The organism is Gemmatimonas phototrophica (assembly GCF_000695095.2).
Classification (GTDB): domain Bacteria; phylum Gemmatimonadota; class Gemmatimonadetes; order Gemmatimonadales; family Gemmatimonadaceae; genus Gemmatimonas; species Gemmatimonas phototrophica.
Genome location: NZ_CP011454.1, coordinates 4,349,107 through 4,367,023, shown reverse-complemented (window position 1 = coordinate 4,367,023; position 17,917 = coordinate 4,349,107). Strand labels below are relative to the sequence as shown.

Sequence of the window (17,917 nt, the reverse complement as noted above, 5' to 3'; positions counted from 1 at the left end):
GGCAGCGGAAGCAGCACCGCCCCGTGAGAAATCTTTGGCCAACGCCCCGGTGAAACGCCGCACCACCGGAACGAAGCGCGCGCGAAATGGCTATACTTCGGCCATGCCGACCTATCCGTTCGACGCCGAGCCGGGCCCGACGCTGCCGTCCCGTCGCGCCTTTCTCCATGCCGCCACTCTGGCCGTAAGCGGCCTCGTGCTGGCGCCTACCGTTCACGCTCAGGCGCCGGTCCGCGCCATGACGGTCTATAAAGACCCCAACTGCGGCTGCTGCGAGCAGTGGGTCAGTCATGTGCGGAAAGCAGGCTTCACGGTCACGGTACGGGATACCGCCGACATGGAGAGCGTGAAGGCCTCCTTTGGGGTTCCGGCCCGCCTGGGTTCATGTCACACCGCGCGGGTGGGGACCTACACCATCGAGGGGCATGTCCCGGCGGACCTCATTGTGAAGCTGCTGAAGGACAAGCCGGTGGCGCGTGGACTGGCGGTACCGGGGATGCCCATGGGTTCCCCCGGCATGGAGCAGGGCGGGCAGAAAGACGCCTACGACGTGCTGCTCTTTGATAAGGCCGGGACGTCACGGGTTTACGCCTCTCGGTGAGCGCCGCCCTTATGACTGGCCCGGTGGGCGCGCCCGTGTTGGACCGTGAAGAGCCGGTACCAACCCGTACCCCGCCAGCGTTTGTGGTGGGTGATTTGGTGGTGCATCACGCCGAGGAGAGTGATATCCCGGCCATTGTGACGCTCAACAACATCTACGCGCCCGATGGGCTGACGCTCATGCGCAGTGAGGCATTCGTCACCGCGCACCTGCAGGATTACCAGGTCATTCGCGGGGCTGACGGACGCATTCGCGGGCAGGTGGCGCTCGACGAGTACACCCCGTCGCTGGTGGAAATCGTGTCGCTGGCGGTGGCCCCCGACCAGCAGGGCCAGGGGCTGGGCCAGAGTCTCATAACCGCCGCCGAGCATCTGGCTCGTGAACGGGGCCACACCGAGCTGTTCGCCATTTCGCTGGCCGAGGCGCTCTTTCTGCGCATGGGCTACACGCTCACCAGTATTGAGATCTATCCGGAGAAGATTGCCCGCTACCGCACCATCTCGCGGTCGGAGCTTTCAATTGGCCGGAAATTCTGCTTTACGAAGCGACTGCGGTAACGGCGGTACGATTCCCCGTCGCGATCCTTTGGCGCTCGGTGATGGCGCCGCCCACGGTGCGGCGGGCGATCGCCTCACGGGCCAGCTGGGTCAGCCATTTGCGCGACGCCTGCCACGCGACGGGCGGGGCCGCATGCAACGTTACGCGAGGTTCGACCAGCTGGACAACCCGCGGGATGCTGTGCAGCAACGTCTCCTCGCCGGTCCAATACAGCGCATCACTGGGCGGGAGTGCTGCTGCCGTGACGGCCAGTGGGACCACCGCGACGCCGGCGCGCACCGCGCCTTCCACCAGTGCCGACTTGAACGGCAGCAATTGACGGCCCGTGCTGGTGGTGCCCTCTGGAAAGAGCAACACCGAGGTGCCTGCTCGCAAGGTGGCCTCGAGGTGGGGAATGGCCCGCAACAGATCACGCTTGCGCGTGCGGTCAATCCACACCACGCCCATGATGGTCGCCAACCATCCCACGAGTGGCCACTGGCGCACCTCCCGCTTGGCGACAAACGTGCAGTCGCAGCGTGCGAGAATGGCCACGATGTCCAGCCACGACAGGTGATTGGCGAGGTACAGCGCGGGCTCGCGCGGCACGGCGCCCTTGAGCCTCACCCGAACGCCCATCACGCGAAGCGTCGCGCGGCACAGCAGGCGCACGCCGCGGCGCACGCCCTGACGTAGGGCTGGGCGCCACCGTACCACCGAGGACTGGTTCGGCACCGGATTCGTCATCCGAACAGCGATCGATGCGTGCGCGGATCCATGGTCATCGTGTCGAGCATGACCAGAAAGTCCGTGGTCCCGAATTCATAATCAAAGGCCGGCGCACCACACACCCGGGCGCCGAGCGCCAGATAGCCTTCGAACAGTGGCGGCAGTCGATAGGTGAGCGCGTCAGCGGTAATGAGTGGGCGGGTACGCCCGTCGTCGGCGAGGGCCCGGCCGGCGGGGCGCGGCCTCACCAGGATGCGATCGTGCATCACCTGCCGGGCATGCATGGCCTGCCACATGTCGGTCGCGCGCTCACGTTCAAGCCCGGCCAACGAACAGCAGCCAAAGAGAAAGCGCTTGGAGTTCCACTGGAGATAGCGGGCAATACCCTTCCAGAGGAGGCGGAGCACTTTGCCGCTGCGATGCGCCGAGGCGACGCAGGCGCGGCCGGCTTCCACCGCCTCGCCGAGGATGGAGGCGGGAATGGCGCCGAGTTCAAAAAGGGACGCACTGTAGAACCCGAACCGGGTGGCGGCCATGACCGCCGACTGCAGGCGATACGTGCCCACGACGTCGCCCGTGCGCTGCTCCACGATCATGAGATGGTGGAACCAGGGATCCCGCTCGTCCACATCGCGCGCTGGCGCTCCCGGTGTGGACTGCCCCTCCCCGAGCTCTTCATGAAACACCTGATACCGCAGTGCTTGCACGGCGTGCAGGTCCTGGCGGGTCCAGGCAAAGCGCATCTCGTAGCCCCCACTCGCCATCGTCCCCGGCGGAATCCCATCGGCATGGTGCGGGAACACGTCCGCGTCCAGCACCACCGGCGCCGTTCCCTCCGGCGGATTGACGTACGGATTGGAGAACTCGTCGAATGTGCGGGCGAGCATGCAGCCTCCAGAAAGAAATGAGGAACCGGTTACTGCCACATCTGGAGGGAAGGCTCACCCGCTCCCGTCATGGGTTGGCGGGCATCCGGCGACGGTCCCGTCACTGCTGGGCAACGGTTCTGTATGCGGGACTGGCTCCCTGCACTGGCCACCGTCCCCGCGACGGGCCAGCTTATGGGGATGTCCCCACAGTTTGTTGATCCGTCCCTGCCCAAGCGTATTGATCGCTGGCGCAGCCCGGCACTCGGCCTCGAGATGCCTATCGTGAGCTATGGCTGGCGTGGCCAGCCCGTCCTGCTCTTCCCTACGGCTGCGGCCGACTTCCTGGAGAACGAACGGTTCTGGCTCATCAAGGCCGTCGAGCCGCTGCTGCAGCAGGGACGCATTCGCGTCTTCTCCATTGACAGCATCAACCGGCTGGCGTGGATGGACCGCGGCCTGCCGGTGCAGGAAAGTGCGCGGCGGCAGGCGCTGTACTCACGCTACGTGGAAGACGAGGTGGTGCCCTTCATCCGGCACATCTGCGGCGACGGCGGCGCGCGCGCCCTCACCACGGGGGCGAGCTTCGGCTGCTTTCATGCCGCGAACGCGTTTTTCCGCCGCCCCGATCTGTTTGGCGGTGTGATTGGCATGAGCGGGTTCTTTGACTTGTCGCACAGCTACTTCAAGGGCTACTCCGACGACAACTGCTACTTCAACAACCCCATGTGGTACGTGGGGAACGTTGAAGGGTGGACACTCGATCAGCTGCGACATCATTCGCGCATTGCCATCGTGAGTGGGCAGGGCGCGTACGAACGCCCGGAGTACACCCGGGAATTTCATGATCTGCTCGACCGGAAGGGCATCGGTCACATCTTCGATCTGTGGGGGCACGACGTGAACCACGATTGGCCGTGGTGGCGCAAGATGCTGCCGTATTACCTGGAAAAGTTGGGGTGCTGATGGACGCCTTGAACCGATCAGTTCCGGGTTGTGGGGTTGAGTTGATGAGTTCACGGTTCACCTCACAACCCACCAACTCAAACGCAAAACCCGCAACGGCTCTGTTACGGGTCCTGTCGGCTGCCGCGATCGCCGTCCTCGTATTCACAACGCCAACGGCCGCACAGCAGCCGGCACGCAAAGCGGCCACCGCCCGTCCCGCGCAATCGCTGCGCGATGCCTCCCTCGAGGTGCGTCTCGCCTACGTGCGGCGTTTGCTGCGGCTCTCGCCGCTGGTGGATGGCCACAACGATCTGCCGTGGGCGCTGCGCGAAGAGAAGGAAACGCCGCGTGATGTCGAGGCTTACAATCTGCGCCGTGCGACACGCGGCATGACCGACATTGCGCGGTTGCGTCGCGGACAGGTGGGCGGACAATTCTGGTCGGTGTATATCCCGGGCGATATTCGCGACAGCGGCTACGCGCGCGTGCAGCTGGAGCAGATCGACATCGCGAAGCGCGTGATTGCGAAGTATCCGGACGTCTTCCAGCCGGCGTTCACGGCCGGTGACGTGCGCAAGGCGTACGCGGCCGGCAAGATTGGCTCGCTGCTGGGCATGGAAGGTGGACACGCCATCGAGAACTCGCTCGGCGCGCTGCGTGCCTTCTATGATCTGGGCGCGCGCTACATGACGCTCACGCACAACGTCACGCTCGACTGGGCCGATGCCGCGGGTGACCTGCCAAGGCACAACGGCCTCACCAAGTTTGGTGAAGAAGTGGTACGCGAAATGAACCGGCTCGGCATGCTGGTCGATCTCTCGCACGTCTCGCCGGCGGTCATGAGCGACGCGCTCAATATCACCGAAGCGCCGGTGATCTTCTCGCACTCCAGTGCGCGCGCCGTCACGAACGTGCCGCGCAACGTGCCCGACTCCATTCTGGCGCGGTTGCCGAAGAATGGCGGGGTGGTGATGGTGACGTTCGTGCCGGGGTTCGTGTCGCAGAAGGTGGCCGATCATTCCGCCGCGCTCACCGCCCTGCGCGACAGCGTGGCGAAGCGGTATCCCAACGACAATGATGCGCAGTTCAAGGCCGCGGCGGCCTGGCGGCAGAGTCATCCTACGCCCATCGCCACGATTGCCGACGTTGCGGATCACCTCGATCACATCAAGCGCGTCGCCGGGGCGAGCCACGTGGGCATTGGCGGTGATTTTGATGGCATTACGGAAACCGTGCAGGGCCTTGAGGATGTCTCAAAGTATCCGGACCTGCTGGCCGAACTCGTGAAGCGCGGCTGGACCGATACGGAACTCCGTGGCCTGATGGGTGAAAACGTACTGCGCGTATTGACCCGCGCCGAAGTGGTGTCGGCTCGTGTGCGCCAAATCCGTCCGGCTTCCACCAGGACCATCGACCAACTCGACCGGAAGATCACGCCATGACTCTCGATCGTCGCACCTTTCTCAAAACCACGGCCGTTCTCGGCGGCGCTGTGGGTGTGGGGCTGCCCGGTGTTGCCGAGGCCTTCACGTCGGAAGGGGTGCGCCCGGGGGCGTACCGTCCGGAGGCCGGAGCGGTGCAGCCCAAGCCGCTGCGTATTCTCATTCTGGGTGGCACCGGCTTCATCGGACCGCAGCAGGTTGAGTATGCGTTGGCGCGCAAGCACAAGCTCACACTGTTCAATCGCGGCAAGACCAACAGTACACTGTTCCCGGACGTGCCCCGGTTGCTGGGTGATCGCAACGAAGTGGGCGGACACGACGCGCTGAAGAAGGGCACGTGGGATGTCGTGATTGATAATCCCACCACGAACCCGATGTGGGTGCGCGGCGCGGGTGAAGCGCTCAAGGGGCGTGTGGGGCAGTACCTGTTCGTGAGCACCATTTCGGTGTTCAGCGATTATTCCAAGCCTGGCATGGACGAAGGCGGGCCGCTGCATGCGCCCACCGATATCGACAAGCCGTTCGATCGCGATGCCCGCTACTACGGGCCCAACAAGGTGCGCAGCGAAATCGAAGCCAAGGCGCAGTTTGGCGAAGACAAGGTGACCATCGTGCGTCCCGGTCTCATTGTGGGACCTGGTGATCTGAGCGATCGGTTCAGCTATTGGCCCGTGCGCATCGACAAGGGCGGCGAGATTCTCGCGCCGGGTGCGCCCACCGATGCCGTGCAGTACGTCGACGTGCACGATCTTGCCGAGTGGATTGTGCGCTGCGGGGAGAACCACACGTTGGGCACGTTCAACGCGACGGGCCCCAAGACGCCCACCACCATTGGCGAAATGCTGTATGGCATCAAGTCGGTCACGACGAGTGATGCCCGCTTTACCTGGGTGCCCGCGGACTTCCTCCGTGAGCAGCAGGTGCGGGCGTGGAGCGAGATGCCGGTGTGGCAACCGGCCATGGGGCCGACGTTGGGGTTCATGCAGGTCAACTGTCAGAAGGCGTATGCCGCAGGGCTGACCTTCCGTCCGCTCGCCGATACGGCGAAGAGCACGCTGGACTGGTACAAGACGCGTCCCGCGGCCGAGCAGGAGAAGGCGCGCGCCGGCATTGCGCCGGAGAAGGAGAAGACCGTGCTGGCCGCGTGGCATGCCAAGGCGGGGCGTTAAGTGACCACTCCACGGGACGGCGCTCCCAAGAGCATCCTCGTTCTTGGCGGCACCGGGTATATCGGGCCGCATCTGGTCACGCACGCGTTGGCCCGCGGGCATCGCGTGACATTGTTCAATCGCGGCAAGACGAAGCCGGGGCTTTTTCCCAACGCTGAGCAGCTGATTGGCGATCGCAACACGCCCACCGGGCACGATGCCCTCAAGGGACGCCGGTGGGACGTGGTGTACGATTTGCCCACCACCAACCCCGAGTGGATCGTCAATGCGGCCGCGGCGCTGAAGGGAAACGTGTCGCAGTACGTGTATGTCTCGAGTACCGGCGTGTACAAGGATTACACGCGGTCGTTTCCGGATGAGACGCATCCGCGCATGGACCAGGCGCCGATCAACGGGCCGGACGCGGCGGCGGCGAGCTACGGCGCCAAGAAGTCGCGCTGCGAGCAGCTGCTGGAAGCCGCGTTTGGCGACCAGGCGACCATCGTGCGCCCCGGGTTGATTGTGGGGCCCGGTGATCTGACGGACCGCTTTACATACTGGCCCGTGCGCATCGAGCGTGGCGGCGAAATTCTGGCGCCGGGTACGCTGGATGATCCGGCGCAGTGGATTGATGTGCGGGACCTGACCGAGTGGATGGTGCGTCTGGGTGAGCAGGGTACCGGTGGGGCGTTCAACGCCGTGGGGCCACGCACCACCTGTGGCATTGGCGAGCTGTTGTACGGCATCAAGGCGTGCTTTGCCAACGATGCGCACTTCACCTGGGTACCGCAGCCGTTTCTGACCGCCAACAAGTTGCGGTCGTGGGGCGACATGCCGGTATGGAGCTACACGGGCGCAAGTACGGTGGCGTTTTGCACCAGCGTGATTGAGAAGGCGTTGGCCGCAGGACTGACCTTCCGGCCGCTGGCCACCACGGTGCGCGATGCGCTCACCTGGTATCATGCGCGCCCGGCTGAAGAGCAGGCGCGACTCCGAGCGGGAGTATCGCCGGAACGGGAGCGTGAGGTGTTGGCCGCCTGGCATGCACAGCAGGGCAAGGGATCGTGAGCGAAGGGGCACGCCGTACGCCACCACTATTGCGGCAACTGATGTCGCGGCTGGGCACCGTGGAAGAGGGAGAAGAACGCGGGACGCTGCTGGCGGCGATGTATTTCTTCTTCGCGCTGGCCAGCTACTTCATTCTGCGGGCGGTGCGCGACGCGGCCGGTGTGGCCGCGGGGACCGACAAGCTGCCGTGGCTGTTTACCGGTACGCTGGTGACCACGCTGCTCATGAACCCGGTGTACTCGGGCATTGTGGCGCGATTGCCGGTGCGTCGGTTCATCCCGATCGTGTATCGCGTCTTCATTGCGTTGCTGCTCACGTTTGCCGCCATCATCAAGTATGGACCGGCGTCGTGGGAGCCGTTTCTCGGGCCGGCGTTCTGGATCCTCACCAGCATCTATTCGCTCTTCATCCCCTCGGTGTTCTGGGGGTTCATGGCGGATACGTTCCGCCCGGAGCAGAGCAAGCGGCTCTTCGGGTTCATCAGTGTGGGTGGCACCCTCGGCGCACTGGTAGGCGCGTTTCTCACGTCGCGGCTGGCCCAGGTGGTGGGCACGCCGGTGCTCATGGTCATGAGCGTGGCGCTGCTGGAGTGCGCCGTGCAATCGGTGAAGCGCTTTCCTCCCAGCTTCCGGGTGGAGACGCGGCAGCGCGATGAAGCCAAGCGCAGTGTGGGGGGGTCGTCACTGGCGGGAATTACCCATGTGCTGACCAGTCCGTATCTGCTGGGCATTTGCGCCTACATGCTGCTGTTCACCATTGGCTCCACGATCCTGTATTTCCAGCAGGCGGAGATTGTGGGAGCACGTTACGCCGATCGTGAGGCGCGCACGGCGTTTCTGGCCAGTGTGGATACGGTGGTGCAGAGCCTCACCATTCTGGCGCAGCTCTTCGTGACGGGTCGCGTGATCAAGTGGGTGGGAGTGGGCGCCACGCTGGCGATTATGCCGGTGCTCAGTCTGGTGGGATTCACCGCGCTGGGGACGTGGGGTACGCTCGCCATTTTCGTGGTGTTTCAGGTGCTGCGCCGCGCGGGGGAGTATGCCTTTGGCAAGCCGGCGCGCGAGGTGTTGTTCACCGTGGTGCCGCCGGAAGACAAGTACAAGGCCAAGAACTTCATCGACACCTTCGTGTACCGTGGCGGCGACCAGATTGGGGCGTGGTCGTACGCCGGGCTTTCGGCAGCCGGCATGGCGGTGAGCAGCATTGCGCTGCTCGCGGCGCCCATGAGTGCGGTGTGGCTGGTGGTGGCGTTCTGGTTGGGCGCGCGGCACTCGCGGTTGGAGAAGGGTGAGTGAGCCTGCCCGTCGCTCCTGCCGCTGCCGCCTGTGTCATGTGTGGCGCCCCTCGTCAGCCGCTGCCGCATGTGCCGGCGCTGCTGTGCGGTGCGCCTGGCTGCACTCACCGTCTGGCGGCCATTCCGGCGTTCCAGAAGTGCCGGGTGTGCACCCGCCCCCTGAACCCAACACAACTGGCCGGCGGGGTGTGTGCCGATGCGCGGTGCCGCGAAGAGTGGCTCGTGCAGCGCCCCCTGCGGCAGGAACGCGAGGACTGGGCCCAGCGCACCGAGGGCGTGGAGCAACGGCGTGACCGCGCCGCCGCCCGCCGGGGGATCCCACAGGATGAGCGCGCGTCATGGCGGGTGGCGCTACTGCCGAAAAACACCGATCGCTCCTCGCGGCTCCCGGATCGACGATGGCTGGCGTTCGAAGAGCACGTGCGCACCTGTCTTGCCGACGCGCGTGAGCGCCTAGCTGCCGGTGAGGTTGCGCCGTCCCCCGTGCCGCCAACAACGGTGCCGGTGGTGCCGGTTCTGGATGATGCGACGCTGGCGCAGCAGGAGGCGGAGCAGGCGCTGCTGGGGGCCGCTTGCGCCGCCTGTCGCGGGGTGTGCTGCAAAAGTGGCGGCGAGCACGCCTTCGTTCGGAGCGACACCATGGTCGGCTACCTGCAGCGCTTCCCGACGCACGACGACGAGGCCATCCTGGCGCTCTATCGGACGTACCGGCGCCCGCGCACCATGACCCACGGCTGCGTATTCCAGGTGAGCGATGGCTGTGCGCTTCCGCGAGACCTGCGGGGGTACACCTGCAATGCGTTCCATTGCCGGGGGTTGAACATGATCCGCGACCAGTACGCGCCCGGCGATCCGGTGCGGGCGTATTTCGTGCACACCACGGATGGCGGCCTCTCCGGAGGCCAGTTCGTGCAGATCGAGGGGCGGCGCCGGTAGTTGGCGTGGGCAACGTGCTGGTTCGTCAGCCACTTGACGCTGTTAGGTGAACGGCGTATTGTCCCAGTATGACCACCTCTGCTATTCGCTCCGCTTCGCTGGCCCGCCGGGAACGGCAAAAGGCCGAGACGCGCCAGGCCATCCTGGACGCGGCGCGTGAGCTGTTTGTGGCCGAGGGCGTGGAAGCCACCACCATGCGGGCCATCGCTGCGAAAATCGGCTATACCCCCACGGCCATCTACCACCACTTCCGCGACAAGGACGCCTTGCTCGTGGAGCTGTGCCTCGCCGACTTCTCGGCGCTGGGACAGGCGATGTTCAAGATCGGCCGCATCGAGGATCCGATCGAGCGGCTGCGTCGGCTGGGATTGGCCTATGCCGACTTCGCGCTCGATAATCCGAGCCAGTATCGTTTCATGTTCATGACATCATACCAGCAGCAGCTCCTTGATGCGGCTGGTAATGAAGTGCCCATGCCCGACGAAGACGCCTATCAGTTCCTCTTTGACACGGTCCAGGAAGGGATTGATAAACAGCTCTACCGCCCGGAACTCACCGACGCCGTGGAGCTGGCGCAGATGTTCTGGGGGGGCATTCACGGGATCGTGGCCCTCTGGTTCACCCATTGCAACGACCCGCACATCACCCTGCGCGATCCTCGGCAGGCCGTGCGCACCATGTGCGATTCCATGATCCGCGGCAGCTTGCGAAACCCACGCTGACCTATCACCGTTAGGTCAAAAGATTCTGGGCGCTTCGGCGCCCCTCTTTTGGCCCATTCACTTAACAGTGTTATTCCAGAAAGCGATGTTCACCATGAAATCGATGTTCTGCTTGCGCTCCAAGGCGACCATCGCCCTCGCCATCGCCGGACTCATCAGCCTCGGCGTCCTCGCCCTCGTACCGGACACGGTGCAGGCCCAGGGCCAATCGCCGGCATCGCCAGCCACATCGGCTCGAGCCCTGCTCGATGGCTACGTCACCGAGGCGCTCAGCGCGAATCTCGCCATTGCTCAGCAGAACGCCGCCATGCGACGGGCCAACGCCACCGTGCGCGAAGCCAACGGCCGCTTTCTCCCAACCGTAGGGGTCAACGCCCGCTACTCGGAGTTCAGCGGCGTCGTGAACATCGGCGACTTCATCAACCCCGCGTACTCCGCACTCAATCAGCTCATTGGACAGGAACGGTTTCCCACTAACGTGGCCGCCACGTTGCCCTTCCGGCAGGAAACCAAGCTCGAGATGAGCGTCCCGCTGTACAACGACGCACTCTTCGGCGCCCGCGCGGCGTCGCGCGCGCAACGTGATCTCGTTGGGAGCGGGCGCGCTGCGGCCATGCGACAGCTCGCCGCCGACATTCAGCAGGCGTGGCTGGGCTACGCCACCACGGTACGCGCCGTCGAGACGCTCGAGGCCACGCTCCCGGTGCTCGATGAGAATGTGCGCGTCAGTGAACGCCTCATCGCCAATGGACAGGCCACCCCCGACGTGCTGCTGCGTGCCCGCGCCGAGCGCAGCGAACTGCTGCAGCAGATTGCCGAAACCACGCGGCAGCGCGACGCCGCGCGCCGCGGCTTCAACCTGCTGCGAAACGCTCCGGATGATGCCGCGGTACAGCTCGCCAACGACAGCACTCTGCTGGCCGTCGCCCTCCAGGATCGCGACGTCCTCATTGCACATGCAATGCAGCGGCGCGAAGCCGTCGCCCAGACCGGTGCACTCATTGACCTCGCGCGCGCACAGGAACGCGTGGCCGGAGCCGCCTTCCTCCCCAACGTCGCGCTGGCTGCCAGCTACGGCGTGCAGGGCGATCGCTATCGCTTCAATCGCAACAACGATGTGGCACTCGCGTCGGTGGTGCTGGGATGGAACGTCTTCAACGGCACTCAGGATGCGGCTCGCCGCGAACAGGCACAGGCCTCGCGCAGCGAAGCCGAGTATCGCAAACGCGAAACCGAACGGGCGGTCCGTGTGGAGGTACAGAATGCCCTCGACGCTGTGAACGCCGCCCAGAGTTCGCTCGCCACCGCCAACGACCGGCTCGCCGCCGCTCAACGTGCCTTCACACTCGTGCAGCGGCGTTACGCCGAAGGACTCGCCACGCAGATCGAATTTCTGAGTGCGCGGTCGGCCTACACCAATGCCGCACTCAATCAGGTGATCACGCAATTCACCGTGGCCACTCGCGTCGTGGATCTCGAGCGCGCAGCAGCCCTTCGTGCGCTTCCCAACTGAGCAACCCAACTGATGCCAGCACCTGACGGCCCCATGCCCATCATCACGCCAATGCGCCGAGGACCCTTCGCCATGACCTTCACCATGCCACGTCACCTTCTGCAGCGTCCCACCATTCTTGTAAGCGCCGGTGCGCTCGGCCTGTTGACTGCCTGCGGCAGTGAACCCGACACGCCCCCCGAATTGCGGATGGCCCCCGTCCCCGTCACGGTGGCCACCCTCACCGACAGCGATTCCACGGCCAGCGTTGTGGCAACAGGGCGATTCGGCTCGCGCGACGAAATTCCGCTGGGCTTCAAGATGGGTGGCGTGGTCACACGTGTACTGGTGGACGAAGGCGCGACCGTACAACGCGGCCAGGTGCTCGCCATGCTCGACCTGCGCGAGATTGACGCCGCCGTGGCCAAAGCGCAGGTGGCGGCCGACAAGGCGCAGCGTGATCAGGCGCGCGTCCAACGGTTGGCCGCCGACAGCGTCGCCACGCTTGCCCAAGCGCAGGACGCCCAGTCGGCCCTTGATGCGGCTCGTGCCGACCTTTCGAGCGCCCGCATGAATCGCGAGTACGCCATTATCACGGCTCCCGAGACGGGGACGGTGCTGCAGCGCCTGATCACCCCCGGCACCACCGTTGGTCCGGGGACTCCGGTGTTCATGCTGGGCGGCTCACGTCGAGGTCGCGTGCTGCGCGCCGGGCTCCCCGACCGTGATGCACTGCGGGTGCGCGTCGGCGACAACGCAACGGTGCACTTCAACGCACTGCCGGACCGCCAGTTCAGCGGCAAGGTGGTGCTGGTCGGGCGCAGTGCTGACCCTCGCACGGGTACCTATCCGGTGGAAGTGGCGGTGTTGAAGGCGGAGGCGCTCCCCAGCGGTCTGGTTGGCCAGCTCACGATCGCCGTGCGCGGCGTTCTGTTGTCGTCGCTGTTGCCGGTGGATGCGCTCCTCGAAGCGGACCGCGACTCGGCCACGGTGTACACCGTGTCGAGCGATAGCGCGCCTGGTGCTTCTCTCACGGCGCATCCGCAGCGAGTGCAGGTCACGCGGTTGGAGGGCGATCGTGCGGCGATCAGCGGACTGCCGGCCAACGCCCGCGTGATTACCCGTGGCGCCGCCTACGTTACGCCGGGCGCTCCCGTGCGCGTGATCACGTCGGCGACCCTCGACAGCATGACACCGGCGCGCAGTGTCACCCGGAGCCCCGCGCTGGCACTCCGCACGGGAGGAATGGTTCCGTGAAGCTGCTCAGTGCGCTCACCGAATTCTCCGTCAGGCGGTGGCAGTTCACCGTGCTCATCTTCCTCATGTTTGCGGCACTGGGTGCCGTAAGCTGGATGAGCATTGCGCGAGCGGAAGACCCCGACTTTCCCGTTCCCGTTTTCACGACGGTGGCCGTGTATCCCGGCGCCAGTCCGGAAGACATGGAGCAGCTGGTCACGGAGCCAATTGAGAAGCAGCTCAAGACGCTGGAGGATGTGAAGAAGCTGGAGAGCACCAGCTCGGATGGCCTGTCGGTTATCAAGGTGGAGTTCGAGGCCACGGTCGACGTGGAACGCAAATACGATCAGGTGATCCGCGAGGTCAATGCATTGCGCGCCACCCTGCCGGCATCGCTGCAGCGCCTGGAGGTGAAGCGGAATGAAAATTCCGATCTCAGCGTGTTTCAGTTGGCGCTCGTGGCACCGTCTGCACCGTGGCAGCAGGTGGATGATGTGGCCAAGCGCATTGAGGATGCCCTGGAGCGCGTGCCCGGCGTGAAGAAGGCCGAACGCTGGGCCGCACCTCCGCGGGAGATGCAGATCACGCTGGATCTGGGGCGGCTGTCGCAACTGGGGCTCACGCCCGCGCAGCTGCTGAACGCCCTGGGGAGCGACAATACGCAGATTCCCGGCGGTTCTGTCGATGTGGGCACCCGTCGCTACAACATTGCGACCACCGGTCGCTACCGGAGTGCCGCTGATGTGGAGCGCACAGTTGTGGCCGGCGCCAATGGGGCCACCGTCCGCGTGCAGGATGTGGCCACCGTGCAGTGGGCAGACGGCGATGTCGTGCACATGGGTCGGTGGAATGGTCAGCGCGCCATGTGGGTGACCGTGTCCGTGCAGAAGGGAAACAACGTGTCGGCCGTGAAGGCCAACGTGTGGGAGGCGCTTGATGCGCTCGAGCGTACGTTGCCCGCCGGCATCACTTTGTCGCGCGGATTCGATCAATCGGCGAACGTGGACGAACGCCTGTCGCGACTTGGCTGGGATTTTGCCATTGCCATTGGCCTCGTGCTCATCACGCTGCTGCCATTGGGCACGCGGGCGTCCATCATCGTGATGATCTCCATTCCCACCTCACTGGCCATTGCCGTCATCCTGCTGTACGCCACTGGCTACTCCATCAATCAGCTCTCCATTGTGGGGTTCGTCATTGCTCTGGGGCTGCTGGTGGACGACTCCATTGTCGTGGTGGAGAACATCGCCCGCTTTCTGCGGGAGGGATACTCGCGCACCCAGGCCGCCATCGAGGCCACGAAGCAGATTGGTGTGGCGGTGCTCGGCGCTACCGGCACCCTCATTTTCGCCTTCCTCCCGCTGTTGTTCCTGCCAGGACTCGCGGGCAAGTACATCCGGTCGCTGCCGCTGGCCGTGGTGTATGCGGTGCTGGCTTCACTGTTTGTCTCGCTCACGATTATTCCGTGGCTGGCCAGTCGGCTCATGCCGTCTGAAGAGGGCGCCGAAGGGAATGCCGTGCTGCGGTGGCTGGATGGCGGCATTCATCGCACGTATGCGCCGCTGCTCAAGCGGGCCATGGCGTATCCGCGCGCCACGCTGGTGGCGTCGTTCGGGCTGGTGGTGGGGGCGTTTGCCCTGGTGCCGGCGGTGGGATTCAGTTTGTTCCCCAAAGCCGGAACGCCACAGTATCACGTGGACATCACCACGCCTGAGGGCACGTCCCTGCGTGAGACAGACCGCGCGGTACAGTATGCGGAGGCCGTGATTGGCGGGCATCCCAATACCCGCGGGATCTTTGCCAACGTGGGCAAGGACAACCCCGACGTGTACTACAACGTGTTTCAGCGGGCAGAGGCGCCCAATCGCGCTCAGATGTTCGTGCTGCTGAACCAGTATGACAACGACGCCACGCCGGTGATGCTCGATTCGCTGCGCGAGAAGCTGTCGCTCTATCCGGGTGCCCGCATTGAACTCAAGGAGTTCGAGAATGGTCCGCCCATTGATGCCCCCATTGCCATGCGCATTGAGGGATCCAATCTCGATACGCTGCAACGCATTGCGGCGCAGTATGAGGCCGTGCTCAAGAGCACCGAGGGAACGCAGTATGTGAACAATCCGGTGCGGCTGCGCCGTTCGGATCTGCGGCTGGTGGTGGACAAGCAGAAGGCGGGGCTGCTGGGGGTGCCGAGTGCTGAAGTGGAGCGCACGCTGCGCTTGGGCATCGCGGGGCTGCAGGCGGGCAGCATTCGCGCCGACAACGGCGACGAGTATCCCCTCACGGTGCGACTTGCTCACAATGGTCGCCCGGCCCCCGAAGCGCTGGAGCGCATCTTCGTGAGCAGTGTGAACGGGGCCATGGTGCCGTTGTCGCAGATTGCCACGCTGCGCTTCGTGAGCTCGCCCACCACCATCGATCACAACGATCGTACGCGCGCGGTGACGGTGACCAGCTATGTGCGCTCGGGGTACAACACCGACGCGGTGACCCGCCAGGTGATTGAACGGTTGGGCAACATCACGCTGCCAGTGGGTTATGCGCTGGTGCCAGCGGGGGAGATTGAGAGCCGCGAAGAAAGCTTCGGAGGGATTGGTGGCGCCGTGGTGGTCGCCGTGTTTGCCATCCTCGCCATTCTGGTGCTGGAATTCCGCGACTTCCGCACCACGCTGGTTGTGGCCAGCGTCATTCCGCTGGGTGTGGTGGGCGGCATTGTGGCGCTCCTGTTCAGCGGCTACACGCTGAGCTTTACCGCCATGATCGGCTTTGTGGCGCTGGTCGGTATTGAGATCAAAACGAGCATTCTGCTGGTGGATTTCACCGACCAGCTCCGCCGAGAGGGGGTGGGGCTCGACGAAGCCATTCAACGGGCAGGCGAGGTACGGTTCCTGCCCATTGTACTCACCACCATGACCGCCATTGGTGGCATGCTGCCGCTGGCGTTTCAGGGCTCCGGCCTGTACTCCCCGCTGGCCTGGGTCATCATTGGCGGTCTGGTGAGCAGTACGCTTATCGCGCGCCTGGTCACGCCGGTGATGTACAAGCTGCTCGCGCCGGCGCTGGTGCGTGACGAGGAGCTGGCTCGCGCCCCCTCAGGTGGGTTCGCCGTGGGGCAGGGCGGCGAGCTTCTCGCCTAAATCGGCAAAGCCACGCGCGGTGGCCAGTTGAGCAGGCGTGGTGCCGTCTTCCATGACCGCATGGGGGTCGGCACCGCGCGCCACCAGCAGTTCGCAGAGCGTACCATCCCCGCGGGACGCCGCCAGATGGAGCGGGGTAATGTTCTGCGCGCCCCGTGACGCCACATTGGCGCCGGCGAAAATGAGCCGCTTTACGATGCTGGGTTTGGTGGCCCCGGCCAGCGCCGCGTGCAACGGCGTGTTGCGGGTGGCATTGGTGGAGTGGGCATCGAGCGGCGCCCCGTGATCGATGAGCAGGGCCACGGCGTCGTCCTGCCCAAAGAAGGCGGCGAGGTGCAGCGGTGACCATCCGTCACTGCTACGCCGCACACGAGCGTCGTCGTCCTCTTCAATGGCGGCACGCAGGGCGGTCACGTCGCCAAGGGCGGCGGCTTCGCAGGCGTCGAGTTTGCGGCCGCGCAGCAGGAGGGAGGCGACATCGGTCGCTCCCAGATAACAAGCGTGCAGCACCAGGGATTCGCCGCCAGGGGCGCGCATAGACGCGCGCGCCGGATCTTCATCCAGCTGTCGCATAATGGCCAGCTGATCGCGCCCGCGGATAGCCGCGAGCAGGGCCTCGGGAGCCGTGGGGGTCATGTCCCTATCCTGCCGTTCGGACTCGTTGGCGTCAACTGGCGACGAGGGTTCCAGGGCGAAAACTGTAGCGGTGCCGTGATCCGGTTGTGACGGGAAGGTGGTACTGTTTGCCATGCCACGACATTCCCTTCTTTCGCGCGCCGGTGCCATGGGCGCAGCTCTGCTCCTCGCGGCCTGTGCCGGCGCCGGTCCCGGTCGCGTTACAGACGTTGCCGTCATGCCCACGGTTCGCCCCCTGGTCATTGCCCACCGCGGGGCCAGCGGACACCGCCCCGAACACACCTTGGCTGCCTATACGCTGGCCGTGGAGATGGGCGCGGATTTCATTGAGCCCGATCTCGTGAGCACGAAGGATGGCGTGCTGGTGGCGCGCCATGAGAATGAGATTGGGGGCACCACCGACGTGGCCGACAAATTTCCTGCCCGTCGCACCACGAAAGTGGTGGATGGCGACACAATGCGCGGCTGGTTCACCGAAGACTTCACGCTGGCCGAACTGCGCACGCTGCGGGCCAAGGAACGGCTGCCGTTCCGCTCGCACACGTACGACGGCCAGTTTGCCATTCCCACCTTTGACGAGGTGCTGGCGCTGGCCGATTCGCTGGGACGGGCGCGCGGTCGGGTGGTGGGCGTCTATCCGGAGACCAAGCATCCCACCTATCACCGCGCCATCGGGCTGCCGCTGGAGCCAGCGCTGCTGGCGTCGTTGCGCGCCCGGGGGCTCGACCGGGCCAATGCCCCGGTGTTCATCCAAAGCTTTGAAGACGGGAACCTGCGCGCCCTGCGGCCGCAAACGAAGGTGCCGTTGATCTACCTGCTCAGTGGTGGGCCTATGACCGCCGACAAGCTGCGAGACATTGCCACGTTTGCCAACGGCATTGGCGCCAACACCCGTATGCTGGTGGGCGGTGACTCGGCGGCGGTACCAACCACGCTGGTGCGCGACGCACACGCGGCGGGGTTGCAGGTACACGCGTGGACGCTGCGGTCGGAAGCGGTATTCCTCCCCAAGCGCTACGGTGGGGATCCGCTGGCCGAAGTGCGGGAGCTGGCCAGTCTGGGTGTTGACGGCATCTTTGGCGATTTCCCGGACGTGGTGGTACGGGGGTTGAAGCGGTAGCGTTGTGG

At 65.1% G+C, this 17,917-nt stretch carries 16 protein-coding genes; 13 read left to right on the top strand and 3 right to left on the bottom strand.

The features are described 5' to 3' along the window. The first annotated feature begins 103 nt into the window (after positions 1–103). Both GEMMAAP_RS18405 and GEMMAAP_RS18400 read left to right on the top strand, forming a co-directional pair. Positions 104–601, top strand: coding sequence for a DUF411 domain-containing protein (locus GEMMAAP_RS18405; RefSeq protein ID WP_053334635.1), 498 nt, complete (start codon positions 104–106; stop codon positions 599–601). After that, positions 598–1,158 (top strand): GNAT family N-acetyltransferase, encoded by a 561-nt coding sequence (locus tag GEMMAAP_RS18400; RefSeq protein WP_145979234.1) that lies wholly within the window; start codon positions 598–600, stop codon positions 1,156–1,158. Before GEMMAAP_RS18405 ends, GEMMAAP_RS18400 begins: the two co-directional genes overlap by 4 nt. Here the strand turns inward: GEMMAAP_RS18400 and GEMMAAP_RS18395 are convergent. Both GEMMAAP_RS18395 and GEMMAAP_RS18390 read right to left on the bottom strand, forming a co-directional pair. After that, complete coding sequence (locus GEMMAAP_RS18395) at positions 1,139–1,822, bottom strand: lysophospholipid acyltransferase family protein (RefSeq protein WP_158514925.1); 684 nt, start codon at positions 1,820–1,822, stop codon at positions 1,139–1,141. The genes GEMMAAP_RS18400 and GEMMAAP_RS18395 overlap by 20 nt on opposite strands. A 59-nt stretch (positions 1,823–1,881) precedes the next feature. Next, entirely contained in the window at positions 1,882–2,754 is an 873-nt protein-coding gene (locus GEMMAAP_RS18390; RefSeq protein ID WP_053334574.1) for a GNAT family N-acetyltransferase, read from the bottom strand. A gap of 180 nt (positions 2,755–2,934) precedes the next feature. Here GEMMAAP_RS18390 and GEMMAAP_RS18385 point away from each other — a divergent pair, with 180 nt between their 5' ends. The 10 genes from GEMMAAP_RS18385 to GEMMAAP_RS18340 all read left to right on the top strand — a co-directional run bounded on the left by GEMMAAP_RS18385 (position 2,935) and on the right by GEMMAAP_RS18340 (position 16,153). Further along, positions 2,935–3,699, top strand: a complete 765-nt coding sequence (locus tag GEMMAAP_RS18385) for an esterase family protein (RefSeq protein ID WP_053334573.1) — start codon at positions 2,935–2,937, stop codon at positions 3,697–3,699. A 44-nt stretch (positions 3,700–3,743) separates the two neighbouring features. Then, positions 3,744–5,123, top strand: a complete 1,380-nt coding sequence (locus tag GEMMAAP_RS18380; protein ID WP_082821478.1) for a dipeptidase — start codon at positions 3,744–3,746, stop codon at positions 5,121–5,123. Then, positions 5,120–6,292, top strand: a complete 1,173-nt coding sequence (locus GEMMAAP_RS18375; protein WP_026850895.1) for an NAD-dependent epimerase/dehydratase family protein — start codon at positions 5,120–5,122, stop codon at positions 6,290–6,292. The genes GEMMAAP_RS18380 and GEMMAAP_RS18375 overlap by 4 nt, the downstream gene beginning before the upstream one ends. Next, positions 6,293–7,339 (top strand): NAD-dependent epimerase/dehydratase family protein, encoded by a 1,047-nt coding sequence (locus GEMMAAP_RS18370; RefSeq protein ID WP_026850894.1) that lies wholly within the window; start codon positions 6,293–6,295, stop codon positions 7,337–7,339. Between the two features lie 41 nt (positions 7,340–7,380). Further along, complete coding sequence (locus GEMMAAP_RS18365; RefSeq protein WP_043581760.1) at positions 7,381–8,634, top strand: NTP/NDP exchange transporter; 1,254 nt, start codon at positions 7,381–7,383, stop codon at positions 8,632–8,634. Beyond that, on the top strand, positions 8,631–9,569 hold the full coding sequence (locus GEMMAAP_RS18360) for a hypothetical protein (RefSeq protein ID WP_145979233.1): 939 nt from the start codon (positions 8,631–8,633) through the stop codon (positions 9,567–9,569). Before GEMMAAP_RS18365 ends, GEMMAAP_RS18360 begins: the two co-directional genes overlap by 4 nt. 68 nt (positions 9,570–9,637) lie before the next feature. Then, positions 9,638–10,291: a TetR/AcrR family transcriptional regulator gene (locus GEMMAAP_RS18355; RefSeq protein WP_053334571.1), complete on the top strand. Its 654-nt coding sequence runs from the start codon at positions 9,638–9,640 to the stop codon at positions 10,289–10,291. A gap of 94 nt (positions 10,292–10,385) precedes the next feature. Continuing rightward, the gene (locus tag GEMMAAP_RS18350; RefSeq protein ID WP_158514924.1) at positions 10,386–11,804 is read left to right on the top strand and encodes a TolC family protein; all 1,419 of its coding nucleotides are present in this window, start codon (positions 10,386–10,388) and stop codon (positions 11,802–11,804) included. A gap of 84 nt (positions 11,805–11,888) precedes the next feature. Further along, on the top strand, positions 11,889–13,040 hold the full coding sequence (locus GEMMAAP_RS18345) for an efflux RND transporter periplasmic adaptor subunit (protein ID WP_158514923.1): 1,152 nt from the start codon (positions 11,889–11,891) through the stop codon (positions 13,038–13,040). Beyond that, the gene (locus GEMMAAP_RS18340; RefSeq protein WP_082821476.1) at positions 13,037–16,153 is read left to right on the top strand and encodes an efflux RND transporter permease subunit; all 3,117 of its coding nucleotides are present in this window, start codon (positions 13,037–13,039) and stop codon (positions 16,151–16,153) included. The genes GEMMAAP_RS18345 and GEMMAAP_RS18340 overlap by 4 nt, the downstream gene beginning before the upstream one ends. Here the strand turns inward: GEMMAAP_RS18340 and GEMMAAP_RS18335 are convergent. Continuing rightward, positions 16,109–16,789 carry an ankyrin repeat domain-containing protein gene (locus tag GEMMAAP_RS18335; RefSeq protein WP_053334570.1) on the bottom strand — a complete coding sequence of 227 codons (681 nt, stop codon included), beginning with the start codon at positions 16,787–16,789 and terminating at the stop codon, positions 16,109–16,111. The genes GEMMAAP_RS18340 and GEMMAAP_RS18335 overlap by 45 nt on opposite strands. A gap of 112 nt (positions 16,790–16,901) precedes the next feature. Between GEMMAAP_RS18335 and GEMMAAP_RS18330 the strand changes: the two genes are divergently transcribed. After that, positions 16,902–17,909, top strand: a complete 1,008-nt coding sequence (locus GEMMAAP_RS18330; protein ID WP_053334633.1) for a glycerophosphodiester phosphodiesterase — start codon at positions 16,902–16,904, stop codon at positions 17,907–17,909. The last annotated feature ends 8 nt before the right edge of the window (positions 17,910–17,917 follow it).